The 24,263-nt window shown below is 61.0% G+C and carries 21 protein-coding genes; 9 read left to right on the top strand and 12 right to left on the bottom strand.

Translation table 11 applies throughout. The annotated features are described in order from the left end of the window. Position 1: 1 nt before the first annotated feature. Genes tssJ through tssA form a run of 11 tightly spaced genes read right to left on the bottom strand, consistent with a single transcriptional unit; the run spans position 2 to position 12,576 of the window. Complete coding sequence (gene tssJ, locus BLL36_RS05940) at positions 2-487, bottom strand: type VI secretion system lipoprotein TssJ (RefSeq protein ID WP_076951000.1); 486 nt, start codon at positions 485-487, stop codon at positions 2-4. A gap of 5 nt (positions 488-492) precedes the next feature. Further along, entirely contained in the window at positions 493-1,662 is a 1,170-nt protein-coding gene (gene tagH / locus BLL36_RS05945) for a type VI secretion system-associated FHA domain protein TagH (RefSeq protein WP_076950548.1), read from the bottom strand. Positions 1,663-1,675: 13 nt separating this feature from the next. After that, entirely contained in the window at positions 1,676-1,807 is a 132-nt protein-coding gene (locus tag BLL36_RS05950) for a type VI secretion protein (protein ID WP_076950549.1), read from the bottom strand. A 42-nt stretch (positions 1,808-1,849) separates the two neighbouring features. Beyond that, positions 1,850-3,382 (bottom strand): sigma-54 interaction domain-containing protein, encoded by a 1,533-nt coding sequence (locus BLL36_RS05955; protein ID WP_076950550.1) that lies wholly within the window; start codon positions 3,380-3,382, stop codon positions 1,850-1,852. Beyond that, positions 3,379-5,811, bottom strand: coding sequence for an AAA family ATPase (locus BLL36_RS05960; protein ID WP_076950551.1), 2,433 nt, complete (start codon positions 5,809-5,811; stop codon positions 3,379-3,381). Before BLL36_RS05960 ends, BLL36_RS05955 begins: the two co-directional genes overlap by 4 nt. A gap of 12 nt (positions 5,812-5,823) precedes the next feature. Beyond that, entirely contained in the window at positions 5,824-6,831 is a 1,008-nt protein-coding gene (tssG, locus tag BLL36_RS05965) for a type VI secretion system baseplate subunit TssG (protein WP_076950552.1), read from the bottom strand. After that, positions 6,795-8,582, bottom strand: coding sequence for a type VI secretion system baseplate subunit TssF (tssF, locus tag BLL36_RS05970; protein WP_076950553.1), 1,788 nt, complete (start codon positions 8,580-8,582; stop codon positions 6,795-6,797). The genes tssG and tssF overlap by 37 nt, the downstream gene beginning before the upstream one ends. Beyond that, the gene (tssE, locus tag BLL36_RS05975) at positions 8,572-8,973 is read right to left on the bottom strand and encodes a type VI secretion system baseplate subunit TssE (RefSeq protein WP_076950554.1); all 402 of its coding nucleotides are present in this window, start codon (positions 8,971-8,973) and stop codon (positions 8,572-8,574) included. The genes tssF and tssE overlap by 11 nt, the downstream gene beginning before the upstream one ends. 14 nt (positions 8,974-8,987) lie before the next feature. Beyond that, the gene (tssC, locus tag BLL36_RS05980) at positions 8,988-10,463 is read right to left on the bottom strand and encodes a type VI secretion system contractile sheath large subunit (protein WP_076950555.1); all 1,476 of its coding nucleotides are present in this window, start codon (positions 10,461-10,463) and stop codon (positions 8,988-8,990) included. 29 nt (positions 10,464-10,492) lie between these two features. After that, positions 10,493-10,990 carry a type VI secretion system contractile sheath small subunit gene (tssB, locus tag BLL36_RS05985; protein WP_076950556.1) on the bottom strand — a complete coding sequence of 166 codons (498 nt, stop codon included), beginning with the start codon at positions 10,988-10,990 and terminating at the stop codon, positions 10,493-10,495. 32 nt (positions 10,991-11,022) lie between these two features. After that, positions 11,023-12,576: a type VI secretion system protein TssA gene (gene tssA, locus BLL36_RS05990; RefSeq protein ID WP_076950557.1), complete on the bottom strand. Its 1,554-nt coding sequence runs from the start codon at positions 12,574-12,576 to the stop codon at positions 11,023-11,025. A 478-nt stretch (positions 12,577-13,054) separates the two neighbouring features. On the opposite strand from tssA, the gene BLL36_RS05995 reads away from it, so the two are divergent. Then, complete coding sequence (locus BLL36_RS05995) at positions 13,055-13,570, top strand: Hcp family type VI secretion system effector (protein WP_025858362.1); 516 nt, start codon at positions 13,055-13,057, stop codon at positions 13,568-13,570. 52 nt (positions 13,571-13,622) lie between these two features. Here the strand turns inward: BLL36_RS05995 and BLL36_RS06000 are convergent, their stop codons facing one another. Beyond that, positions 13,623-14,444, bottom strand: coding sequence for an aldo/keto reductase (locus BLL36_RS06000; RefSeq protein ID WP_076950558.1), 822 nt, complete (start codon positions 14,442-14,444; stop codon positions 13,623-13,625). A gap of 105 nt (positions 14,445-14,549) precedes the next feature. Between BLL36_RS06000 and BLL36_RS06005 the strand changes: the two genes are divergently transcribed. From BLL36_RS06005 to BLL36_RS06040, 8 genes are all read left to right on the top strand, one after another. After that, entirely contained in the window at positions 14,550-15,044 is a 495-nt protein-coding gene (locus BLL36_RS06005; protein WP_076950559.1) for a DUF1543 domain-containing protein, read from the top strand. 97 nt (positions 15,045-15,141) lie between these two features. Beyond that, positions 15,142-15,423 (top strand): peptidylprolyl isomerase, encoded by a 282-nt coding sequence (locus BLL36_RS06010; protein ID WP_076950560.1) that lies wholly within the window; start codon positions 15,142-15,144, stop codon positions 15,421-15,423. Positions 15,424-15,553: 130 nt separating this feature from the next. Beyond that, complete coding sequence (locus BLL36_RS06015) at positions 15,554-17,413, top strand: extracellular solute-binding protein (RefSeq protein ID WP_076950561.1); 1,860 nt, start codon at positions 15,554-15,556, stop codon at positions 17,411-17,413. After that, entirely contained in the window at positions 17,413-18,474 is a 1,062-nt protein-coding gene (locus BLL36_RS06020) for a microcin C ABC transporter permease YejB (RefSeq protein ID WP_076950562.1), read from the top strand. Before BLL36_RS06015 ends, BLL36_RS06020 begins: the two co-directional genes overlap by 1 nt. Further along, positions 18,474-19,496: an ABC transporter permease gene (locus tag BLL36_RS06025; RefSeq protein WP_076950563.1), complete on the top strand. Its 1,023-nt coding sequence runs from the start codon at positions 18,474-18,476 to the stop codon at positions 19,494-19,496. The genes BLL36_RS06020 and BLL36_RS06025 overlap by 1 nt, the downstream gene beginning before the upstream one ends. A 10-nt stretch (positions 19,497-19,506) precedes the next feature. After that, positions 19,507-21,078: an ABC transporter ATP-binding protein gene (locus BLL36_RS06030; protein WP_076950564.1), complete on the top strand. Its 1,572-nt coding sequence runs from the start codon at positions 19,507-19,509 to the stop codon at positions 21,076-21,078. 95 nt (positions 21,079-21,173) lie between these two features. Next, entirely contained in the window at positions 21,174-22,580 is a 1,407-nt protein-coding gene (locus BLL36_RS06035; RefSeq protein ID WP_076950565.1) for a sigma-54 interaction domain-containing protein, read from the top strand. 287 nt (positions 22,581-22,867) lie between these two features. Beyond that, on the top strand, positions 22,868-24,259 hold the full coding sequence (locus tag BLL36_RS06040) for a GntP family permease (RefSeq protein WP_076950566.1): 1,392 nt from the start codon (positions 22,868-22,870) through the stop codon (positions 24,257-24,259). Positions 24,260-24,263 lie beyond the last annotated feature (4 nt).

Consider the following 24,263-nt stretch of genomic DNA (forward strand, 5'->3'; position numbering starts at 1 on the left):
CTCAATCCTCCGCCCTGTCAGTGTGGGACGCGGCCATACGGATGCCCGTCTGGTCCAGCACAACGTCGGCACGGGTCAATTGCCCTGGGTTTACGGGCAGCACCAGCCGCCATTGCACGTGGGGCAAGTCGCGATAGGCCGCCAGCACGCCGACATAACGGCTGTGCGGCTCGACACTCAGCTTGAGTGCCAGGTGTTCGCCGGGGCGCAATTCCAGCTCTTCGCTGGCGACCCAGTCCTTGGGCAGCGTCTGTTCGGCCCTGCCGTAAAGGCTGAAGAACTCGGCGTTTTCAAAAGCCACGGGGTGCCGCAGCTCGATCAGTTGCACCACCACGGGGGATGGACGGCCGTGAAGGTCCGGGTTGACTTCGTCAGCGGCCACCAAGGTCAGGTCCAGTTTGGTCATGCTCGAAAAAGGTGAGAGGGTGCTGCAGCCGGTCAGCAAGCCAAGCGCCAACAGCATCGATGTGAAAGCGATTCGATACATGAACATCATCCTGGGTGCCCGACGTGGAGAGTGGAGACCAGGCGTACCTGCTCTGCGTAGGCCTTGGAGAAGTCTCTGCGTAACAGCTGCTCGCCCAAGGCCTCCTCGTCCGTCAGCCGCCGATAATGGCGCTGATACGCTCGCCAACGGGCACCATCACTGAAGAACCGGGGCGGCTTGCCCTCGCGCTCGAAACACTGCACTAAATGCCCAGGCGCGAAGGTGGCCAATGCACCGCGGACAGCGGCCCGACTGGCCACGACCAGCGCCAGTTGATGAACTTGCAAATCACGATAAGCCTGGGTCACCGCTTGTTCGGCAGAGAGTTGCCGCGACTCGCTGGCGCCCAGCAGTGCTGTCATGGCAGCGTGGCTGTCGGCGCAGTCTTTCAACAGATTGGAGGTAACGGACACCGGGGCGGTTGATGCTTCGTTCAACTCACTGTGCAGCTCGTCACGGGTCCGCAGGCTTTGCTGCAAGCCCTCGAGGGTCAGTTTGAACAGGCCTGCTACTTGGATTGCCAGCGCTTCACGCGCTGGCGTATCGAGCGTGTCCAGTGGCATGCCCAATGCTCTCGCAAACTGCGTCCAGAACGTTTCACCGGCAGGTGCGGCCGTGGCAAGTTCGCAAGAGGGGGCTTCTTCGGACGGTGCCGCCCATTTCGGTACGACCAGATGATCGCGATCCACAGGGCCCTGGCAAAGCGATGGGGGCAGCCCCTGCGTTGAGGTGTCCAGGGCGCCCAGCTCTGCCGGTGAGTCACCGTCCATGTGCAAGCGCTCCAGCGCACAGACCGGGTCAAGACCGAGGAAGGCATCGTCTGGAATCATGTCTTCCTGGGCAAACGGCTGCCGTTCCTGCGCCACCAGGCTGGCACGAATATCCAGCCTGCCCAGTTGGTACACGTCACCATCACTGATCAGCCGTGCCTGGCCTTTGCACAAGCGCTCCATGCTGCCCGATACGCCGATGCCGTTGCTGCTGATATCGGTAAGAAAGTAGTGGCCTTCCCGATAAACGACCAAGCCGTGATGGCTGGAAACCAAGCGATCAGCGTCCGCGATGATCCAGTCACAGCCCTTTCCTCGACCGATCACGCCGCCAACGCGGTCAAACGTTTTACGAGCAGGCGGCTCACCGCCTGCGGTACTGCAGACTTCAAAGGTTAATTGCATGCAACTCCCCTGCTCATTGCCCACGGCGCACCGCCTGGGGGTCGCCCAATGGACGGTAATCGGCATCGTCAAAAACGTAATTGGCGTTACAGCCGCTCAACACACACAGCGCAAGCACCACGGCTTGCCACGGATGAAAACGCATCAGGTATCTCCCATAAGATTTAAGTGCCCACACGCCACTCATTCAGCATTCCTCGCGCATATCGCCAACCGGAATTTTCAGGCGCGCCAGTCGATAGAGCAGCGTGCGCCGCGCCACGCCCAACTCGCGCGCGGTGCGGGTGCGATTGCCACGGTTCTTGTGCAAGCAGTCGATCAGGAATACCCGCTCTACGCGCTCCAGGCGTTGGCGCAGCGTTGCATCGATAGGCTCATCGGCGGTCGGCGCGGGCAAGGACAGGTGCGCCGGCAGGATCACGCCGTCGTCACAGAGCAGCACGGCGCGTTCTACCAGGCATTTGAGTTCGCGGACATTGCCCGGGAAGGCGTAGCTGGACAGTTGGTCAAGGGCGGCGCTGGACCACGCCACCGGTGAGCGTCCCAGTGCAACTGAGGCCTTTTGCGCAAACTCGCGCGCCAACAGCAACACATCGCCGTCGCGCTGGCGCAACGGCGGCAGCTCAATGGGAAACTGCGCCAGCCGGTAGTAAAGGTCCTCGCGAAAACCGCCCTGCGCTACCATCGCGCAGAGGTCGCGGTGAGTCGCGGCAATGATGCGCACATCGACCTTGTGTGCCGCACTGGCGCCCAACGGGCGGACTTCGCCTTCCTGCAAAACCCGCAGCAACTTGGCCTGCAGCGACAGCGGCATGTCGCCGATTTCGTCCAGGAGCAGCGTGCCGCCATGCGCCGCGTCAAACAGCCCTGTGTGGTTACGTTCGGCGCCCGTGAAAGCACCTTTGCGATAGCCGAACAGTTCACTTTCCAGCAGCCCCTCGGGAAAGGCCGCGCAATTTTGCACCACGAATGGTTTTTGGCTACGCGGCCCCGCCGCATGAATAGCGCGCGCCACCACCTCCTTGCCCGTTCCCGTCTCGCCGCGCAGCAGTACGGTGTAGGGCGCATTCAGAACCTTGCCGATCAGGCGGTACGTCTCATCCATGGCCGTACTGCTGCCGATCAACCCAAACTCCACACGCAGAGCCGGTGGGCACCCCTTGGGTGGGGTGACATGCCCTGTGGAACGCTGGCACCGCAGCAAAGACAGTTGCATCGAGGCGAAACTGCCGAGTTGACTCAAGGAAACGCTGTAGTCCTGCAGTTTTTTTCGGCATTGGCTGGCATACACCAACACGCCGCTGATGGCCTTGCCGCGGTTGAACAACGGCACGCATGACACGGCTCCCCAGGGCCGCGCCATCACTGGCAGGAACCCGCATTCGTATACGCTGCCTGCAAGGTCTTGCAGGCTGAGAGCGGTCTGATGGCTAAGCACATAGTGCAACACTTGCTCGTGCTGAAAGTCCTCGGTACTGACCGGATCGACGGGGCGAAGGGCTCCGGGCAGATGCTGCGCAATCAGCTCAAGTCGGCCCGTGGATTCATCCCGCCAGTACCACTGGCTGAGTTCGCACTGGCTCAGTTGCGCCACCGCTGCAACGCACAAGCCGGGCAAGGTGGTTTCGTCGGCATCGATGCCCAGGCGAATGAACCAGCCGAGCAGCGCATCGGCGTAAGCTGGAGCATGGAGCGTCTGGGTAAACTGCGGATCGCTCATTGGCTGAACTCACAGAGTGGGAAGCCATTGGCCTCCAGGCGCGCATGCACATGCGCCAAGGGTTCGCCTTGAGCCATGGCCGCCAGCAGACGATCCACGATCTGCGGCAACACATGCAGCTCGATCCACTGGTCGATGTAACGAGCGCCGCTGTCACCGTGAACACAACGCTCGGCCATATGGGCAACCAGCTCCGGCGTGTAGCTGAACGCCAGTTTGCGCAGGTGCAGCCGCTGCCCCAGGCGTTCCAGCTTGAGCCTTGCGAGGTCATGCAGAACCTCACCGGTGACTGGGTAATACGGAACCACACGCATCCGTGCCAACAAGGCGGGTTTGAAGTGTTCGCGCAGCAGCGGGCGGATCGTCTCTTGCAGTACGTGCGTGTCAGGTCGCTGGCCACCCGCGCAGCGTTCACTGATGCACTCGCTGCCGAGGTTGGACGTCATCAGAATCAGCGTGTTGCGAAAGTCGATTTCCCGGCCTTCCCCATCATTGACCCGGCCCTTGTCGAAAATCTGATAGAACAGGTTCAACACTTCCGGGTCGGCTTTCTCGACTTCATCGAGCAGCACGACAGAATACGGTCGCTGACGCACGGCTTCCGTCAGCACACCGCCCTCGCCGAAGCCGACGTAACCGGGCGGTGCGCCGATCAACCGGGACAGCGAGTGTTTTTCCTGGAACTCAGACATGTTGAGGGTGGTGACGAAACGCGCTCCCCCGTACAGCAGATCGCCAAGGGCCAGCGCGGTCTCGGTCTTGCCTACGCCACTTGGGCCGACCAGCAGGAATACACCGACCGGCGCGTCGGCATTGTTGAGCCCTGCCGCCACGGCGCGCAGGTTGCGATCCAGGGCCTGCACCGCCTGCTCCTGGCCAAGGATGCGCGAACGCAGCGCATCGGCGAAACCCAAGACCTGTTCACTGTGTTCGAATGACAGCTGTTCAACCGGGATTCCGGTCCAGGCACTGATAATCTGAGCCACCAGGCGCGGGCACACCTGCTGCGCCGATCCTTGCTGTTCCTGCCAGCAGCGCTCCAGATGCTCACGCTCCTTTTCCACGGCCTGCATGCGCAGGCTCAACCCGAGCAGGAGCTGTTCATCCACGGGGAAACCTGCGTCCTTGTCTCGGCTCATTGCTTGCAGCTGCCGGGCGCCCTCCGCTTGTTCCGAGTACAGGCATTGCAGTGCTTGCGGCGCGGTCTCCCGGCTGATTTTCAAACGGGCGCACGCGGTGTCCAGCACATCCACCGCCTTGTCGGGTAACTGGCGCCCGGTCAGGTAACGGGCACTCAACTGCGCGGCCGCCACGACCGCATCGTCGCGCACGTAGACGCCATGGCTGCGCTCATACACAGGCACCAATCCGCGCAGGATCGAAACCGCTTGCTCGACACTGGGCTCGTCCACCAGCACGGGCTGGAAGCGCCGCGCCAACGCAGGATCTTTTTCGAAGTATTTCTTGTATTCCGACCAGGTGGTGGCGCCGATGGTGCGCAGCTCGCCACGGGCCAGGGCCGGCTTGAGCAGGTTGGCCGCATCCGACGCGCCGGCCTGCGCACCCGCCCCTACCAGCGTATGCGCCTCATCGATAAACAGGATCACCGGTCTGGGCGAAGCATTGACCTCGTCGATCACACCCTTGAGGCGCCGTTCGAATTCCCCCTTGATGCTGGCGCCTGCCTGGAGCAGGCCCATGTCCAAGGTCAACACCCGGACTTCGCGCAATAACGCCGGTACCTGCGCGATGGCGATGCGAAGCGCGAGGCCTTCGACAACGGCCGTCTTGCCTACCCCGGCTTCGCCGACAAGGATTGGATTGTTCTTGCGCCTGCGCATGAGTATGTCGATCAACTGGCCGATCTCGGCATCACGGCACAACACCGGGTCGATACGCCCGTCATGGGCCTGGCGTGTCAGGTCATGGGTGAAGCGCTCCAGCAGTGATTCAACCTTGGGCGCTGGATGCGTTTCAGGCGCCTGGCTCAGCACGAAGCCGAGCACACGCTGCGCATCCAACCGGTTCAATAGCCGCTGATAGGCGCTCCCTGCGTGGTGGTCCAGGTGGCGCAACAGGGCCAGCAACAGGGCACCCTGATCGACCTCAGTCTGACGCAGCTCCAAATGGGCGACCATCACGGCCTGTTGCAGCCATTGCACAAGCGCCTGGGCAAACACCGGATTGCGCGACGCACTCGCCTCCACCTTGGGCTGCAGTGTGGCTTGCAACTCGCCGGCGTCGATACCCGCATCGGCCAACGCCCTTGCCAACAGGCCATCGTGATGCTCAAGCAAGGTCAGCAGCAGGTCTTCCACCAGCACTTCCCTGCCGCCGCGCATGACGCAGCGTTCGGCCGAGCGCTCCAGGTCGCGGCGCGCCTGGGAGGTCAAGGTCTGGATAAGGTGTTGCAGGTCAACATTCATCATAACGATTCATCCCTAATGAGCATTGCTCGGCACGATGACCACGCCATCAGCGCACTCATGCGCCAGCCAACTGGTCCAGCCGAGGCGACAGACGTTGCGTTCGCCAATGTGCAACGGCCTGATCTCTTCCTTGGCCAGCGCCAGGCGCAGGTCATAGGCCAGAGGTTCCCGAACCGTCAGCCGCACCAACGAACACAGCGGCGCGTAGTCCGTGCCAGCGGGCAGGAACCCATGGAAATGCTCCCAGCCCAGGTCCTGCAGATGCACCCTGAACTTGCCACTGCGGTCGGCGACCCGGTTTCCCAACACCTGGTCACGGCCGAGCATGCTGTTCGCAGCGCCGAGACGATTGCTCTGCGAGTCAGGGACGTCCACCATGCGCAGGACCGATTGTTCGATGAACAAGCGGTCGTGCTTTAAGTAGTAGCGCAGCACCTTCTCGATCAAGGCGGCCGAATGCACCCGCAGGCTGAGCAATCCCAGGTATGGCAACAGTCGCTTGCAATTCAATTGGGCAGCACTGCGAATCTGCCGCCCGCTCAAGCCGATCAACGCAAACATGTGCTCGGAAAAGGCATCCAGTGCGCCCGCCTGGAAACACGCCCGATAACGGTACTTGCGCCAGATCGGCAGAATCAGCCGTTGCAGACGGTGGTGAAATACGTTCAGGAAGTCGCGGGTGGTGTTGCCACTCACCCCGTCGGCGCACGCCTGCTCGCTATAAAACGCGGGCAATGGCGAACCCGCGCCACACAAGCCCAGTACGTTGAGGCGAAGACGCGCACGCAACTGGTCGTGCTCGATGAAAAACTCCACCCGATCAATATCGTGCCCCGGGAAACCAAGACCTGGGTTGGCCTGAAACTCCAGCAAGTCATACAGCGCGTCGTCACTCAACAGTGGGTGGGCATCACGCAGATGCTTGATTACCTGTAAAACCGCCTGGAACAGCGAATACTCGCGAATGATCCGGGACAGTTGCGTCAAAGCAGGGGCTGCTGCCCCATCCGTGGTGCCCATAGATACACGTCTCCTTGTGTGCTGATGACGCTCAGTTCGTGGTAGGTATTGAGGCCGGCGTAGAGCGCGAAAAATTCGTTGAGTACCGAGGCGAACACGAATACCTCGCCCTGCCCCAAAAAGCCTTGGGGGTCGATGGTCAGTTCAATTCGTACTCCGCGCAGCGGCAAGCCATGGTGCAACCGGTCGACGGCAGCGTGGCTGACGGACCGCAGCGCGCCCAGCCTCCTGTCGCTGACCTTCTGTGCCTGTCGGTCGTGATAGCGAGGAAAGTCATAGGTTCGAAGAATCGTCTTCAAGGCATTGATGTCGCTCAAGGACAGGTAGTTGAGCGACATGTTGCTGATAAGCCGCCAGAGAAAATCCTGGTCCAGGGGTGGCGAGAAACTCGCTGTCGGTGTGCAGATATTGCGGAACGACAACCCCTCCGGCGTCTTTTCGCATGGCTGGTTGATATCCCCTACCTGCAGCAGTCGGGGCAGGTTGTGATTGGTGCATGTCAACTCGATCGACAGGGTTTGCGGCGCCTGCTCCTGAGCGTTATCAAACCCAAGCCATGTATCGAGCCCTGCATGCTGTGCCGATGGCCGTTGGCGAACGCTGTAGCTCACAGGGCGCTCCGACACGTCGTTATCGCCATCATGTTCGAAGGATTCAAAGGGGACGTAAGCCTGGTATCCAAGCCCGCCCGGCTGCCAGCCCGTCACGCGGTCTACGGAAAATACACTGGCGTTCTCCCGTGAATATTCGCCAGGCATCAGCAAGTACTCGTCTTGCTTGCCGTCCAGGCGAATGGGCACCGCGTCATGCTTGAACAGGTTGACGATGGGCGTGCAGTAAAGCTTCACGTTATCCAGGGTGGGCTGTTGAGGCTCGCGCCATGGAGTGCGTAACTCAAAGCGCATCATCACGCCGCACACCTGCTTGAGCAGCTCGCCGGGCAATCCGTGCAGTACGTCCAGTCCTCCCACATCGACAAACAGGTATTTGGCGGGAAAGGCAAAGTACTCCTGCAAATGGCGATACCCCTGAAACGTATTCAGCGGGTACGGGACCAATGCCTGATCCTCACTGAAGCCCACCGGTTGCACACGGTCAGCGCCCAGCCTCAGCGAGACAGCCTGACCATCAAGATCGATGATCGGCAGGCCGTGGCGCCCCAGAGGCAGCAGCTCGATACCATCGAGATGACGCAACAGGCTCAGGTACAGTGCCTGGCTGATGTAGCGGTCTCCCGCCAGGTGCAGGCGTAACTGATCGAAGGTCCATTCACCGAAATTACCCTCGGCGTTCATCTCCAGACGCAGGCTCAACATCCCCCGGTCCGCCTGGGCGCTGTACTCCAGCGCACTCAGTTGCAGCGCCAGGATCTGCGTGTCGTAGCAGGTACGAAAACAGCAACGCTGGTCATTGACGGCGGCGCTTTCAACCGGCGTATCCCGCGCAACCGAAACGGGCGGCCCCGAGCGTTTCAACGGGTCGAACTGCAGGATGCTGAACGCTGGCATGGGCCGCATGTAATTGGGCCAAAGCAAATGCATCAGCGAATGCGTCAGTTCTGGAAGCTCGTCATCCAGCTTCTGACGCAAGCGACCGGTGAGAAATGCAAAGCCTTCCAGCAGGCGTTCCACATCCGGGTCCTGGCCGGACTCTGCCAGAAAGGGCGCAAGCGCGGGATTGCGTTCCGAAAACCGCCGCCCTAGCTGGCGCAAGGCACTGAGCTCGCTCTGGTAATAACGGTTAAAGGACATCCGGCAAGACCTCTACGCGGCCGCTATCACTGAGCCTCGCGGTAAACGCCACAGGTTGTTTGCTGCCCTTCACCACCAGAAAGGCTTCGATCGCGAACGCCAGGGCCAGTGGGTCGTGATCCCGCGGCAATGCCGTGACACGTACCTGCTTCAAGCGTGGCTCATAGGCGCGGATGAATCGCTCGATCAACAGGCGCGACTGGCTCAATGACTCATGCAGGCTCTGGTTCATGTCGTTGAGGTCGGGCAACCCGTAGTCCGGCAGTGTCTGCACACTGCCTGCACGGATGCTGAGCATTTTCCCCAGATGCAGCGCAACGGACGTCACGCCACACGCTGGGGCAGTTGCCGGGCGTCCTAGCCGCTCGAAAAGGCTTTGATGGTGGGTCATTCCTTGGCCTGCGCTCATTCTTTGTCGAGCTTCCCAACCAGGGACAGGGTGAAGTCCGCCCCCATGTACTTGAAGTGCGGGCGCACGCTCAGGTTTACGCGGTACCAGCCGGGCTCGCCCTCGACATCACTGACCACAATGCGCGCTGCCCGCAACGGACGCCGCCCCCGCACTTCGGCGCTCGGGTTTTCCTGATCGGCGACGTACTGGCGAATCCATTTATTGAGTTCCAGCTCCAGGTCGGTGCGCTCCTTCCATGAACCCAATTGTTCGCGCTGAAGGACTTTGAGGTAGTGGGCCAGGCGGTTGACCACCATCATGTAGGGCAGTTGAGTCCCCAGGCGGTAATTGAGCTCGGCTTCCTTGCCCTCGGGACTGAGGCCGAAGTGCTTCGGTTTCTGGACCGAGCTGGCCGAGAAGAACGCGGCATTATCGCTGCCCTTGCGCATCGTCAGGGCAATGAAGCCTTCTTGGGCGAGCTCGTATTCGCGGCGGTCGGAAACCAGCACTTCCGTCGGAATCTTGGTTTCGATTTCCCCCATGCTGTGGAAGTGATGCAACGGCAAGTCTTCCACCGCACCTCCACTTTGCGGACCAATGATATTCGGGCACCAGCGAAAGCGCGCGAAGCTGTCGGTCAAGCGCGTGGCAAAGGCGTAGGCGGTATTGCCCCACAGATAGTGTTCGTGACTGTTGACCACGTTTTCCTGGTAGGCGAAGGTCTTGACCGGGCATTCAAGGGGATCGTAGGGCGTACGAAGCAGGAAGCGCGGCACGGTCAAGCCGATATAACGGGCGTCTTCGCTTTGGCGAAAGCTTTGCCATTTGGCAAATTGCGGGCCCTCGAAATGGTCCTTCAGGTCTTTGAGGTCCGGTAGCCCGGTAAAGCTTTCCAGCCCGAAGAACGCGGGCCCGGCTGCGGCGATAAAAGGCGCATGGGCCATGCAGGCCACACTGGCTGCGTACTGCATCAGCTTCACATCGGGCGCGCTGGGGGACAGGAAGTAGTTGGCGATGATCGCCCCCACCGGTTGACCGCCAAACTGGCCGTATTCGGCGCTGTAGATATGCTTGTACAACCCGGACTGGGTCACTTCCGGCGAGTCTTCGAAGTCTTCGAGCAGGTCTTGCCGGGAGACGTTGAGCAGTTCGATCTTGATGTTTTCGCGGAAGTTGGTGCGGTCGACCAGCAATTGCAAGCCCTTCCAGGACGCTTCCAGGGCCTGGAACTGCGGGTGGTGCAAAATCTCGTCCATCTGCAGGCTGAGCTTTGTGTCGATCTCGGCAATCATCCGGTCGACCAGGCGTTTCTTGACGGGCTCGCCACGATTGTGCGGCTTGATCAACTCTTCGATAAACGCCGACACGCCACGTCGGGCAATGCCATAGGCCTCGTCATCCGCGCTCAGTAGCGTCTGCGCAACGATGTTGTCGAGGATGCTGTGCTGGTCAGTGGTCTGTTCAGGTAGCGAGTACTGTTGGGTAGTCATGGGGTCAGTGTCCTTTTACTGAAGAAATGTCAGGCGCCTGGGTTGCCCAGGCCCAGCTCCGCCAGAACCCGCGCGCGGGACTCGTCATCGGCCAGGGCCTGCTCGATCGCCTTGCGAAAGCTCGGGGTGTTGCCCAAGGGTCCCTTGAGTGCCATGAGCGCCTCGCGCAACGCCATCAGCTTGTGCAACTCGGGCACCTGCTCAACCAGGTTCGCGGGGTTGAAATCCTTCATGGAATTAATGCGTACCTGAATGGCGAGTTCCTCGACATCCGCCTCCTCCTGCAGGCGATTGGGCACGTTCAGTGTCAGGCTCAAGGCTTGCTTGGCCAGCACGTCATCCAGGGTGTTCTTGTCGATCGCGATGGGCTTGCGATCTTCGAGCTTGCGTACATCCTCACGCTGGGTGAAATCGCCCAGCACCAACAGTTTCAACGGCAGCTCGACTTCTTCCTGCGCCCCACCGATGGCGGGCTTGAATGTAATGTTGATACGTTCCTTGGGGGCTACCGAACCTTCTTTGGCCATGGTGCATCTCCGTTTTCAAGTGGCCCGAAAGCCTATTCAAGTGCCGCTTCAAGATCGAAGAGGCACAGCCTGCGATGGGTGTCTTCCTTGCGCTTGCGCACGGCATGGTTTTGCGGCAATAAATCGCAACAGCGATACAGAAGCTGGGTGACCTGAAGGGCCAGCTCCGGCTCCCAGCTTTCCAGGCCGGTGCGTTGCAGTTCGTGGTCAAGATGTTCAAGCTGGATCTTCGCCAGCTCGTGCTTGCCGGCCTGTACACACAAGCGCGCCAGGGCCAGCCGCCAATGAAAACGCGCACGATCACTGCGCGCCGTGTACATGCCCTGCTTGAGTTCATGGACGGCGTCCTTGAGCCCGTCCTTTCGCAACCGCCGGGCGACCGCCTGCAAGGCGACCTCCCAGGGCGCCGCGTCGGCATCGACCACCACCGGGGTTGATTCGGGCATTTGCAGGCGACGGGCAACCTGCAGCGTGATCCAGTCGCGCGTGGCGGCATCGGCAAACGGGACGCCGTCATGGAAGTGAAACGCCGGCAGGTCCGGCAGGCGTTGCAACAACAGGGCGAAGGTCACTTCCAGCTCAACCATGGCCTGGGCGGCCTGCAAGGCCTCCAGGCATTGCCAGAGCATGCGCAGCCCATCGAACCAGAACATCGCGCCGGCCAGGCTGGCTTCGAGCTCAAGCACCAGGTCGGCGTAATGGCCTTGGGCAAAACGCTCTTGATAACGCCTGAGCTTGTCGGGAGCAGGCCCGCGCAAGGCCGTGACCCGTTGGTTGTCGGCGTCCGGATAACTGGCCAGCGCCAGCCAGGTCAATGTTCGATTCAGGCGCAAGGCGCGAGCGTCAGTGGCGTTCTGGCGTAACCACCAGGCACACAACGCTCGGGCCTGCTCCTGCAAAGTGCGCAGCAACTTGTTGGCGTCTTTTTCGTTGTCCACCACCGCTTCGGGCTTGAGCAATTGGCCGGTTGCCTGCTTGACCTGGGCAATGACGCCGCTCAGCCCCACCGCTGGGGGATCGTCCTGCGCAGCCCGCTCCAGCCTCTGGGCCAATTGCCTGCGAACCGGCAGCAGCAACGGCGCGTCATTCCCCAAGTGCCTGGCCCAAAGCTCATCGAGGCACTCAAGATGCTCAAGCACGGCGCGGAACAGCGGTTGCTGGTTCTGCAACGGCACGCCCTGTGTAAACAAGGGTTCAAGGCGCAGCACCAACCAGCCGAATGCCGCGCCACGGGTACGTGGTTTTTGCGGGTAGACCACCGACCAATGATGTTCGCAGAGATAGCGCAGCAACCCGAGCCCGGCCAGCAAGCCCGGATAGGATTCACATTGGTGCAACGCCCAGGCCAGCCAGACGGCGACCTTCAGGTCCTTGGACTGCTGGCGTAGCAGTATCTCACTGGTTTCCCGGACCTTTTGCCAATCGGGCTGGTCGCCACCATGAATCGATTGCGCCTTGGCCAGCTCGAATTCCAGCGCCTCATATTCACTCGAAAAGCGCACATCGCTGCCCGCAAAACACGTTTGCGTGCAAGGTGAGCGTGCAACTTCAAGGTAATAATCACAAAGCTTGCCTGAATAAGCCATTTGATACCGCGCGCAACTCGTCATGACAGGAAAGGCCAACTAAGCGCATTTAAACCGCGCATCAGAATGCCATCTAGGCTTTGCCGGAAAATTCCGCAAAGCTCACGAACCTTAGTCACGACCAAAACATTCAGCAAGCGACGAAATAACACTTAATCCTTTTCCTACAAGTGCCTCTGAATGCAAGAGCGCGCAGGATTTTTCGCACCAAAACGACCGTATCCACGACCCCCTTCGACCAACGCCAATGTTTGCGCAACAATCGATGTGAGCAACTAATTGCGCACTAATGCGCAATCCAATAGTCACTAAATCAACTAAATACTGCGCAACTCTTCATAAATCGCCACTAAATAATGCAATACGGCCACCTTTATTGGCCAACGCACTTTCAGGCACGCTTCTTGTTATAGGTAATTCTCCAGCCGGCCCAATGACCGGTTGGAACTACCTCATCAATCAGACAAGGAAACCCGTCATGCCAACACCCGCGTATCTCTCCATCACCGGTGTCAAACAAGGTTTGATTACGGCAGGTACGTTTACCCAGGACTCGGTAGGTAACATCTATCAGGAAGGCCATGAGGACCAGATCCTGGTGCAGGCCTTTTCTCATCAGGTGATCATTCCGCGCGACCCGCAATCGGGCCAGCCGACAGGCCAGAGGGTTCATAAACCCCTGATGATCAGCAAGGTCTTCGATAAGTCGTCGCCCTTGCTGTTCAGCGCACTGACCAGCGGCGAAGAGGTCAAGTGCCGGCTCGAATGGCTGCGCACCTCTTCGGCCGGCACCCAGGAGCACTACTTCACCATTGAGCTGGAGGGGGCAACCATCGTGGATATCCAGTCACGCATGCCCAATTGCCAGGACCCGGACAACGCCCACTTCACCCACCTGGAAGATGTGTACTTCACGTACCGGAAAATTGTGTGGACCCACGAAGTGTCCGGTACTTCCGGTTCGGATGACTGGCGCAGCCCGGTTGCGGGTTAAGCCGGATTGACGCATAGGCGGCGCCAGGGAAAGCGCCACCTCTATCGGTTGGCTACACCATCGCCAGCGGATGCTTGCGCTTGGGTGCGCCAAACACGCGATCGATGGCGTCCAGGTCGTGTTCATCCAGCAGCACCTTGGCAGCGGCTGCGTTGAGTCGCACATGTTCCGGGGTGACCGCTTTGGGAATGGCGATCACACCGTCCTGGCGCAACACCCAGGCCAGGGCAACCTGGGCGGGTGTGACCTCATGGCGGCGGGCGATCTGCTTGAGGGTCGGGCTGGACAGCAGCTCACCGCCCTGGGCGATCGGGCAGTAAGCCATTAAGGGCAAGTGGTGCTGTTGCCACCAGGGCAGCAGGTCGAACTCAATGCCGCGCTCTTCGATGTTATAGAGCACCTGGTTGGTGGCGCAGGCCGGGGATGCGAGTTCCTGCAGGTCGGCGACATCGAAATTGGAGACGCCCCAGCGGCCGATCTTGCCGGCTTCGCGCAGGCGTTCGAACGCTTCCACGGTTTCTTCAAGAGGGTATTGGCCGCGCCAGTGCAACAGATACAAATCGATGTAGTCCGTACCCAGGCGCTCAAGGCTGGCTTCACAGGCACGGGGCACGCCCTGATGGCTGGCATTGTGCGGGTAGACTTTGCTGACGAGGAACACCTGATCACGCCTGCCGCGAATGGCCTCGCCGACAACCCTTTCGGCGCCGCCCTCACCATACATTTCGGCGGTATCGATCAGGGTCATGCCCTCGTCGATGCCCAGTTGCAGTGCCGCCACTTCGGCGCGGTGCCGGTCGGGACTTTCGCCCATGCGCCAGGTTCCCTGGCCGATGACAGGAACGGGAACACCCGCCAGATCAATGGTACGCATGACAACCTCCTGGTGAATTCGCGGATTAACAGGTGGCACTGACCGGACAAAAGGGTTCAATCGCAGTATGGTTACGCTTTGCCAAGTCGTCAGGAAGAACCTGCAATGCTGTTTGTCGTGATGCTCGGGGGCAAGCACCCACGGGCAAAAATTGAAGTTCACGATGTGGTGTTCGCTGCCGCGGACACGCTTGAGTCGACCTACCCGCAACTGCGCGCCGATTGGTTCGGCAGCCCCAAGGGCGTGCATATCGATTCGTGGATGGCCGTGGACGGTGTCGACGGTTGGAAAGTCGAACTCAGCCACCTCGCACCTGCCGCTGGAGCGTATCATCTGTATTTCATTAACCTCGGTGGTTATGAAGCCAAGAGTTTTGGCGAAGCCCACCACTACCTGCTGGTGGTTGCTCGCAACAAGCAGGAAGCAATGAGCAAGGGCAAGCAGAATACGCTGCGCCATTGGTCCCAGGCCCATACGGACGCTGTGATGGATATCGACGACTGCCTGCCCATCGACCTGGTAGCCGGACGCTACATTCACCTCGTACAGGGCCCGCACCGACCGATCACCCAGCAGAACGACTATATCGTCCTGTCTTGACCCAACCCGAACCGCTCGGCAATCGGCAGGAACTTTGCCGGGAAATAACCGCCTGAATCCGGTAGGCTCACCCTTTTCACTCAAGGAGTTACTCCCCATGGCCAAAGCCACCGCCCGTCACATCCTCGTTTCCACTGAAGACAAGTGCAACGAACTCAAGACCCAGATCGAAGGCGGCGCCGATTTCGCAGAAATCGCCAAAGCCAACTCCAGCTGCCCTTCCAGCCGCGATGGCGGCAACCTGGGTTCGTTCGGTCCAGGCCAGATGGTCAAGGAATTCGACACCGTCGTATTCAGCGCCCCGGTCAACACCGTGCAAGGCCCGGTGAAAACCCAGTTCGGCTACCACCTGCTGGAAGTCACCAGCCGCCAGGACTGATCCGGTCTGCGCTGATGCGATAAACAACGGCCCGCCTTCTGGTGGGCCGTTGTGCATGTGATGACTGGCGACGCTGATGCCGTTAGCGTACAAATCCCTTTTCTTCTTCACACGGCGTTCAAGGCTGACAATGCGATTGGCTTTTTCCTATCTACTAAGTTCGAGCCTGGCCCTGCTGCTGGCCAGCACTGCGGCGTTCGCGACGCCGCAACCGTATCTGACGGTGTACGGCGAACCGGCCAAGTACGCCGCCGGCTTCACCCATTTCGATTACGCCAACCCCAATGCCCCCAAGGGTGGGAGCCTGCGCCGCTCGGCCATCGAGATCGGGCGCTATGACCATGTGTTGCCGTATATCGACAAAGGCATCGGCGTTACCCAGGTTGACGGCTGGGTGTATGCCCCGCTGGCCCAGCGCTCCCTGGATGAGCCCTACACCGTCTACGGCCTGGTTGCCGAAAAGATGGAGCGCGCCGATGACGGCATGTCGCTGCGTTTTTTCCTCAACCCCAAGGCACGCTTTGCCGACGGCAAGCCGATCACCGCCGAGGACGTGCGCTACAGTTTCGACCTGCTGATGACCCAAGGCAGCCTGCGTTTTCGCACCCTGTTCGCAGACGTCAAGCATGTCGAAGTTGAAGGCGAGCGCCAGGTACGCTTCGATTTCTCCAGCAATGAAAACCGCACCCTGCCCTTGGACATCGCAACCCTGCCGGTCTTCCCGGAACACTGGTGGAAGACCCGTGACTTCGCCAACGGCGGCGGCTATGAAGCGCCACTGGGCAGCGGCCCCTACACAGTCAGCAAGATCGACTCCGGCAACACCATCACCTTTACCCGCGACCCGACCTGGTGGGGCAAGGATCTGCCGGTCAGCCGCGGCCTGTACAACTTCGATCACCTGAGCCTGGAATATTTCGGCGATACCGAAGTGGCCCGCCAGGTATTGCGTGGCGGCGCCTATGATTTCAATCGTGAATTTTCCGCCACCGGTTATTCCATCGGCTACAACGGCCCGGCCCTGGACGATGGCCGCCTGCAGCGCGCCCACCTGGCCAAGGAAATGCCGCAACCGGCCCAGGGTTACGTGTTTAACGTGCAAAACCCGATGTTCAAGGACCGCCGCGTGCGCCAGGCACTGGCGATGCTGTGGGACTTCGAATGGGCCAACCGGCAGATGATGCGCACTATGTACATCCGCCAGCAGAGCTTCTTCTCCAATAGCCCGCTGGCTGCCAGTCAACCGCCGACCAAGGAGGAACTGGCGATTCTTGAACCCTTGCGCGGCCAGGTGCCCGACGAGGTGTTCACCCAGGTGTTCAAGGCCCCGGTCACCGATGGCAGCGGCATGATCCGCGATAAACAGTTGCAAGCCCTGGCCCTGCTGCAGGAAGCCGGCTGGAAACCGGACGGCGACAGACTGGTCAATGCCGAAGGCAAGCCGCTGGAATTCACCTTCCTCAATGCCCAGGCCGGCCTGGAGCGCCTGCTGTTGCCGTACAAGCGCAACCTTGCGCAGATCGGCATCACGCTGAATATCCGCCGCATCGACTCCTCCCAATACGTGAACCGGTTAATGGCCAGGGACTACGACATGATTGTCACCGGTTTTCCCGTCACCACGTCGCCCGGCATGGAGCTGTACAACTACTTCGGCTCGGCCGCCGCCTTCGATCCCGGCGCGAATAACTACATGGTGCTCAAGGACCCGGCCGTCGACAGCCTGATCAAGGGCCTGGTCAAGGCCGACACCCAGGCGCAGATGCTCACCTACGCCCATGCGCTGGACCGCGTGCTGCAATGGAATTACCTGTGGATCCCCAATTACTACCCGCCCGGCACGTCCGCCGCGTGGTGGAACCGTTTCGGCCGCCCGGTCATCGAGGCGAAGAACGACGAAGCGCTGGAAACCTGGTGGGAAATCAGCCCCACGCCACTGACTAACGAACAAATGAGCGCTGAGTTGAAAAAACGCGGAGGGGCGCGCTGATGTTTGCCTATATCATGCGGCGCCTGCTGCTGATCATCCCGACGCTGGTGATCATCCTGCTGGTGAATTTCGTGATCGTGCAGGCCGCCCCCGGTGGCCCGGTGGAACAAGCCATCGCCCACCTGCAAGGCATCGGCGGCGGTGGCGTCGGCGGCGCGTCCGGCGAAGGTGTCAGCAGCGGTTCCCGCGCCAGCCGTGGCCTGGACCCGAAATTGATCAAGGACATCGAAAAACAATACGGCTTCGACAAGCCAGCGCCGGAACGCCTGTGGCTGATGCTCAAGAGCTACGCCCAGCTGGATTTTGGTAACAGCTTCTTTCGCGGCAAGACGGTGATCGACCTGATCCTGGAAAAAATGCCGGTGACCATTTCCCTCGGCCTGTGGGCCACGCTGATCACCTACCTGGTGTCGATCCCCCTGGGGATTCGCAAGGCGGTGCGCCACGGCAGCAGCTTTGACGTATGGAGCAGCACCGCCATCGTCATCGGCTATGCGATGCCGGCGTTTCTGTTCGCGATGTTCCTGATCGTGGTATTTGCCGGTGGCACTTCGCTGAACTGGTTCCCGGTGCGCGGGCTGGTCTCGGAAAACTTCGAAGAGTTGAGCACGATTGGCAAGGTGGCCGATTATTTCTGGCACCTGGTGTTGCCGGTGACGTCGCTGGTCATCGGCGGGTTCGCCACGCTGACCATCCTGACCAAAAACTCGTTCCTCAATGAAATCACGCGCCAATACGTGGTGACCGCCCGCGCCAAGGGCTTGAGCGAACGGCGCGTGCTCTACGGCCATGTGTTCCGCAACGCCATGCTGCTGGTGATCTCGGGGATTCCCCAGGCATTCATCAGCGTGTTCTTTGCAGGCTCCTTGCTGATCGAGGTGATTTTCTCCCTCGACGGCCTGGGCCGCATGAGCTACGAAGCGGCGGTGTCGCGCGATTATCCGGTGGTGTTCGGCTCGTTGTTTATCTTCACCTTGTTCGGCCTCTTGATAAAACTGATCGGCGACCTCTGCTACACCCTGGTAGACCCGCGTATCGACTTCGCCGCGAGGAACGCCTGATGCTTGATCTGTCTCCCGTTGCCCGTCGGCGCTTCGAGCGCTTCAAGAAAAACCGTCGCGGCTGGTGGTCGCTGTGGCTGTTTATCGGCCTGTTTCTGCTGACCCTGGGCGGCGAACTGATCGCCAACGACAAGCCGCTGGTGCTGAGCTTCAAGAACGAGCTGTATTTTCCGGTATTCAAGCGCTACACCGAGCAACAGTTCGGCGGCCAGCTGCCGTTCCAGGCCGACTACCGCAGTGACTACGTGCAAAAGCTGATCAAGCAGGACGGCGGCTGGATGCTGTTCCCGCCGATCCCGTTCAGTGACGACACCCCCAACTACGAACTGACCCGCCCTGCCCCCAGCCCGCCCTCATCGGTAAATTGGCTGGGGACGGATGATCAATCGCGGGATGTGCTGGCGCGGGTGATCTTTGGCGCGCGGGTGTCGATCCTGTTTGCCTTGGCGCTCACTGCGATCAGCGCGGCCATCGGCATCGCGGCCGGTGCGTTGCAGGGTTATTACGGCGGTTGGGTGGACTTGATCGGCCAGCGCGTGCTGGAGGTGTGGTCCGGGCTGCCGGTGCTGTACCTGCTGATCATCCTGTCGGGCTTTGTCGAGCCCAATTTCTGGTGGCTGCTGGGGATCATGGCGCTGTTTTCCTGGCTGGCCCTGGTGGACGTGGTGCGCGCCGAGTTCCTGCGCGGGCGCAACCTGGAATACGTCAAGGCCGCACGGGCGTTGGGTTTGGGTGACGGCAAGATCATTCGCCGGCATATCCTGCCCAATGCCATGACGGCGACGCTGAGCTACCTGCCGTTTATCCTGACGGGGGCGATCTCCACCCTGAGCGCCCTGGATTTCCTCGGCTTTGGCATGCCGGCGGGCAGCGCGTCGCTGGGCGAACTGATCGCCCAGGGCAAGCAGAACCTGCAAGCGCCCTGGCTGGGCCTGACGGCGTTTTTCACCCTGGCGCTGATCCTGTCGCTGCTGGTCTTTATCGGCGAGGCGTTGCGTGATGCCTTCGACCCCCGTTCGTGAGTACGTGCGTATGAACCTCATCGAAATACGCGACCTCAACGTCGCTTTCAGCGGCCAGACCGTAGTGCGCAACCTCAGCCTGGACGTGCGCCCCGGCGAATGCCTGGCGCTGGTGGGCGAGTCGGGTTCGGGCAAGTCGGTGACGGCCCATTCGATCCTGCAACTGCTGCCTGACGCCGGTACGCACACCACCGGTTCGGTAAAGTATCGCGGCCAGGAATTGATCGGTGCGTCGGCGGCCACCCTGCAGAAGCTGCGCGGCAACCGCATCGCGATGATCTTCCAGGAGCCGATGACGTCCCTGAACCCCCTGCACAGCATCGAAAAGCAGATCGGCGAAACCCTGCTCTTGCACAAGGGCCTGGGCGGCAAGGCGGCGCAGGCCCGCATCCTGGAGCTGCTCGAGCTGGTGGGCATTCAAAAACCCCAGGAAAGGCTCAAGGCCTATCCCCATCAACTCTCCGGCGGCCAACGCCAACGGGTGATGATCGCCATGGCCCTGGCCTGCGAGCCCGAGCTGCTGATCGCCGACGAACCCACCACCGCGCTGGATGTGACCGTGCAGCGCAAGATCCTGCTGCTGCTCAAGTCCTTGCAACAGCGCCTGGGCATGTCGCTGCTGCTGATCAGCCATGACCTCAACCTGGTGCGCAGCATCGCCCAGCGTGTGTGTGTGATGCGCGCCGGCGAAATTGTCGAACAGGCCGATTGCGAGGCCTTGTTCACCGCGCCCCGGCATCCTTACAGCCAGCTCTTGCTGGATGCGGAACCCGTGGGCGACGCCGTGTGCGTTGACGAACGCGAGACGGTGCTGGAGGTGAATGACCTGAGCGTGCAATTCCCCCTCGGCGGCGGGCTGTTTCGACGCAAGCGCTACTTACGCGCGGTGGACGGCATCAGCCTCAGCGTGCAGCGCGGCAAGACCCTGGGGATTGTCGGCGAGTCCGGCTCGGGCAAATCCACCCTGGGCCAGGCCATCCTGCGGTTGCTCGATTCCACCGGCAGCATTCGTTTCCAGGGTGAAGCCCTCGACCCGCTGAATAACCAACAGATGCGGCCCTGGCGCAAGCAGATGCAGGTGGTGTTCCAGGACCCCTACGGCAGCCTCAGCCCGCGCATGACCGTGGCGCAGATCATCAGCGAAGGCCTGGAGGTGCACGCGCCTTGCAGCCTGGCCGAGCGCGATGCGCAGGTGATCCAGGTGCTCAAGGACGTCGGCCTCGACCCCGCCACCCGGCACCGCTACCCCCACGAGTTTTCCGGCGGCCAGCGTCAGCGCATCGCCATCGCCCGCGCCCTCGTGCTCAAGCCGGCGTTGATGCTGCTGGACGAACCCACCTCGGCCCTCGACCGCACCGTGCAGAAACAGGTCGTGGCGTTGCTGCGCGAGCTGCAGGATAAATACGGCCTGACCTACCTGTTTATCAGCCATGACCTGGCCGTGGTGCGCGCCATGGCCCATGACATGATCGTGATCAAGGATGGCAAGGTGGTGGAGCACGGCGCGAGCCACGAGGTGTTTGATGCGCCGCAGCATCCGTATACCAGGGAACTGCTGGCGGCGGCGCACATTCCCTTGTAGGCGCTGGCTTGCCTACGATAGCGTTCTTGAGATCGCTATCGCAGGCAAGCCAGCTCCCACAGGACCGTAATCCTATTCCTGTTTTGTGTGGGTGGATGAACATGACCGATAGCCTCAAGGACTACCAACAGGTTCGTGGCCTGGCCATCCAGTCGCTGTTCGAGATCATCGAGCAGTCCAGCGAAGGCACGGTGATTGTCGACCGCGACGCCACTATCGTGTGGATGAACGAGCGCTACGCCAGGCGCTTCGGCCTCAAGAGTGCCGACCAGGCCATCGGCCAACCGTGCGAACAAGTGATCTCCAACAGCCTGTTGCGCCAGGTGGTGCGCAATGACCAGCCGATATTGCTGGACATCCAGGACACACCCAAGGGCCCCCTGGTGGTGATGCGCCTGCCGATTCACAACGATGCCGGCGCGGTGATCGGGGCGATTGGCTTTGCGCTGTTCGATGAGCTGCGCAACCTCTCGCCATTGATCGAACGCTACCTGAGCCTGCAGCAGGAGCTTGCGTCCACGCGCTCGCTGTTGCGCTCACGGCAGAGTAAATACAACTTCGCGCACTTTATCGGCACCAGCGCGGCCAGCCTCGAAGTCAAGCGCCGGGCGCGGCGCAGTGCGAGTGCAGAATCGCCCGTTTTACTGTTGGGCGAAACCGGTACCGGCAAGGAGTTGCTGGCCCAGGCGATTCACGGCGCATCGACGCGTGCGCACAAGGCCTTTGTCAGTATCAACAGCGCTGCCATCCCCGCCGACCTGCTGGAAGCCGAGTTTTTCGGCACCGCGCCGGGCGCGTTTACCGGCGCCGACCGCAAGGGCCGTCCGGGCAAATTCCAGATTGCCCAGGGCGGCACGCTGTTTCTGGATGAAATCGGCGACATGCCCTTGCCACTGCAAAGCAAATTGCTGCGGGTGCTGCAGGAAAAGGAATTCGAACCCGTGGGCTCCAACGAGATGCTGCACAGCGATGTGCGGGTGATCGCCGCCACGTCCATGGACCTGGAAGCGGCGATCAAGCGCGGCGAATTCCGTGCGGACTTGTATTACCGGCTGAACGTGCTGCCGATCCAGGTGCCGCCGTTGCGTGAGCGCCTGGATGATATTCCGGCGTTGAGCGAGGCAATCCTTGAAGAACTGCGCAGCCAGCACGAGTTGGATCAGGACGCCTTGACCTTGCTGGCGCAGCATGCGTGGCCGGGCAACATCCGCGAGCTGCGCAATGTGCTGGAGCGCGCAGCCTTGTTGAGCGATGACCTGGTGTTGGACGCCCGGGAGATCCGCGCAGCGATAGGTACGTTTACCCCGGTGGCGCGCAACCCGCTGCCAGCCGTCGAGGGTGAGTCGTTCAGCGCGGCACGGGAGCGGTTCGATCGCCAGGTGATTGGTGCGGCATTGGGCGCGAGCGGCGGGAACGTGGTGGAAGCGGCCAGGCGGCTGGGGCTTGGGCGGTCGACGTTGTACAAGAAGATGGTGGCGCTGGGCATTAGCGAGTCTCAATAAAGAGACGATAATCTCCAAACAAAGACGGTTCCCTGTGGGAGCTGGCTTGCCTGCGATGGCGGTATATCAGTCAGCGATTAGCCAGCTGACCCACCGCTATCGCAGGCAAGCCAGCTCCCACAGTGGATCCCCACCAGTCTCAAAATAGAGACAAACTTTAGAAGACTCTACATCAACCAATAATATATTCTTAATTATCAATGACTTAGATATTTGGCACGCATCTCGCTATAGCCCTCCCCGCAGCCACACCCCACAAAAATAACAATCCAACCTGGAGACACACCATGAGTGTGATCATTGCCCTGGCGGCCCTCGCGCTGCTGATGCTGGCCGCCTACCGTGGCTACAGCGTTATCCTGTTTGCCCCCATCGCCGCGCTCGGCGCTGTGCTGCTCACCGACCCGTCCGCCGTCGCACCCGCCTTTACCGGCGTGTTCATGGAAAAAATGGTCGGTTTCATCAAATTGTATTTCCCTGTATTCCTGCTGGGCGCGGTGTTCGGCAAGCTGATCGAGCTGTCGGGCTTTTCGCGTTCCATCGTCGCCGCCGCGATCCGTTTGCTCGGTACGCGCCAGGCCATGCTGGTGATCGTGCTGGTCTGCGCCCTGCTCACCTACGGCGGCGTGTCGCTGTTCGTGGTGGTGTTTGCGGTGTATCCGTTCGCGGCGGAGATGTTCCGCCAGAGCAATATCCCCAAGCGCCTGATTCCCGCCACCATCGCGCTGGGTGCATTCTCGTTCACCATGGACGCCCTGCCCGGCACGCCGCAGATCCAGAACATCATTCCCAGCACCTTCTTCAACACCACCGCCTGGGCCGCGCCGTGGCTGGGTTTGATCGGCACAATCTTCGTGTTCTGCGCCGGCATGCTGTACCTGGCGCGCCAGCGCAACAAGGCGCAACGAGCCGGTGAAGGTTATGGCACCGAGTTGCGCAACGAGCCGGAAACCGCCGAGAACCTTACGCTGCCCAACCCTTGGATCGCAGTGTCGCCGCTGATCCTGGTCGGGGTGATGAACCTGCTGTTCACCCACTGGATCCCGCAGTGGTACGGCAAGACCCACAGCCTCAGCCTGCCGGGCATGAGCGCACCGGTGACCACCGAAATCGCCAAGCTCACCGCGATCTGGGCGGTGCAGGCGGCGTTGCTGGTGGGCATTCTCATGGTGCTGGCGTTTGGCTGGTCGGCGATCAAGAGCAAGCTCGCCGAGGGCAGCAAAAGCGCGGTCAGCGGCGCGCTGTTGGCGGCGATGAACACCGCGTCCGAGTACGGCTTTGGCGCCGTGATCGCCTCTTTGCCGGGCTTTCTGGTGCTGGCGGACTGGCTCAAGGGCATCCCCAATCCGCTGGTCAATGAAGCGATCACCGTGACCTTGCTGGCCGGTATCACCGGCTCCGCGTCGGGCGGCATGAGCATCGCCCTGGCGGCGATGTCCGAGAGCTTTATTTCGGCCGCCCATGCGGCCAATATCCCCCTTGAAGTGCTGCACCGGGTCGCGGCCATGGCCAGCGGCGGCATGGACACCCTGCCCCACAACGGCGCGGTGATCACGCTGCTGGCGGTGACCGGCCTGACCCATCGCGAAGCCTACAAGGACATTTTCGGCATCACGATCATCAAGACCCTCGCGGTGTTCGTGGTGATCGGTACTTTCTACGCCACCGGCATTGTGTGAGGTG

It is taken from the genome of Pseudomonas cedrina subsp. cedrina (genome assembly GCF_001983175.1).
GTDB lineage: Bacteria > Pseudomonadota > Gammaproteobacteria > Pseudomonadales > Pseudomonadaceae > Aquipseudomonas > Aquipseudomonas cedrina.

Bases quoted from the DNA above. Each gene is read 5' to 3' on its own strand.
- BLL36_RS06005 (WP_076950559.1), top strand. From the start codon at position 14,550: ATGCTGTTTGTCGTGATGCTCGGGGGCAAGCACCCACGGGCAAAAATT.
- tssC (WP_076950555.1), bottom strand. From the start codon at position 10,463: ATGACTACCCAACAGTACTCGCTACCTGAACAGACCACTGACCAGCAC.
- BLL36_RS05960 (WP_076950551.1), bottom strand. From the start codon at position 5,811: ATGATGAATGTTGACCTGCAACACCTTATCCAGACCTTGACCTCCCAG.
- tssE (WP_076950554.1), bottom strand. From the start codon at position 8,973: ATGACCCACCATCAAAGCCTTTTCGAGCGGCTAGGACGCCCGGCAACT.
- BLL36_RS05955 (WP_076950550.1), bottom strand. From the start codon at position 3,382: ATGAGCGATCCGCAGTTTACCCAGACGCTCCATGCTCCAGCTTACGCC.
- BLL36_RS06025 (WP_076950563.1), top strand. From the start codon at position 18,474: ATGCTTGATCTGTCTCCCGTTGCCCGTCGGCGCTTCGAGCGCTTCAAG.
- BLL36_RS06010 (WP_076950560.1), top strand. From the start codon at position 15,142: ATGGCCAAAGCCACCGCCCGTCACATCCTCGTTTCCACTGAAGACAAG.
- BLL36_RS06040 (WP_076950566.1), top strand. From the start codon at position 22,868: ATGAGTGTGATCATTGCCCTGGCGGCCCTCGCGCTGCTGATGCTGGCC.
- tssF (WP_076950553.1), bottom strand. From the start codon at position 8,582: ATGTCCTTTAACCGTTATTACCAGAGCGAGCTCAGTGCCTTGCGCCAG.
- tssB (WP_076950556.1), bottom strand. From the start codon at position 10,990: ATGGCCAAAGAAGGTTCGGTAGCCCCCAAGGAACGTATCAACATTACA.
- BLL36_RS05950 (WP_076950549.1), bottom strand. From the start codon at position 1,807: ATGCGTTTTCATCCGTGGCAAGCCGTGGTGCTTGCGCTGTGTGTGTTG.
- BLL36_RS06020 (WP_076950562.1), top strand. From the start codon at position 17,413: ATGTTTGCCTATATCATGCGGCGCCTGCTGCTGATCATCCCGACGCTG.
- tssA (WP_076950557.1), bottom strand. From the start codon at position 12,576: ATGGCTTATTCAGGCAAGCTTTGTGATTATTACCTTGAAGTTGCACGC.
- tssJ (WP_076951000.1), bottom strand. From the start codon at position 487: ATGTATCGAATCGCTTTCACATCGATGCTGTTGGCGCTTGGCTTGCTG.
- BLL36_RS06030 (WP_076950564.1), top strand. From the start codon at position 19,507: ATGAACCTCATCGAAATACGCGACCTCAACGTCGCTTTCAGCGGCCAG.
- BLL36_RS05995 (WP_025858362.1), top strand. From the start codon at position 13,055: ATGCCAACACCCGCGTATCTCTCCATCACCGGTGTCAAACAAGGTTTG.
- BLL36_RS06035 (WP_076950565.1), top strand. From the start codon at position 21,174: ATGAACATGACCGATAGCCTCAAGGACTACCAACAGGTTCGTGGCCTG.
- BLL36_RS06015 (WP_076950561.1), top strand. From the start codon at position 15,554: ATGCGATTGGCTTTTTCCTATCTACTAAGTTCGAGCCTGGCCCTGCTG.
- tagH (WP_076950548.1), bottom strand. From the start codon at position 1,662: ATGCAATTAACCTTTGAAGTCTGCAGTACCGCAGGCGGTGAGCCGCCT.
- tssG (WP_076950552.1), bottom strand. From the start codon at position 6,831: ATGGGCACCACGGATGGGGCAGCAGCCCCTGCTTTGACGCAACTGTCC.
- BLL36_RS06000 (WP_076950558.1), bottom strand. From the start codon at position 14,444: ATGCGTACCATTGATCTGGCGGGTGTTCCCGTTCCTGTCATCGGCCAG.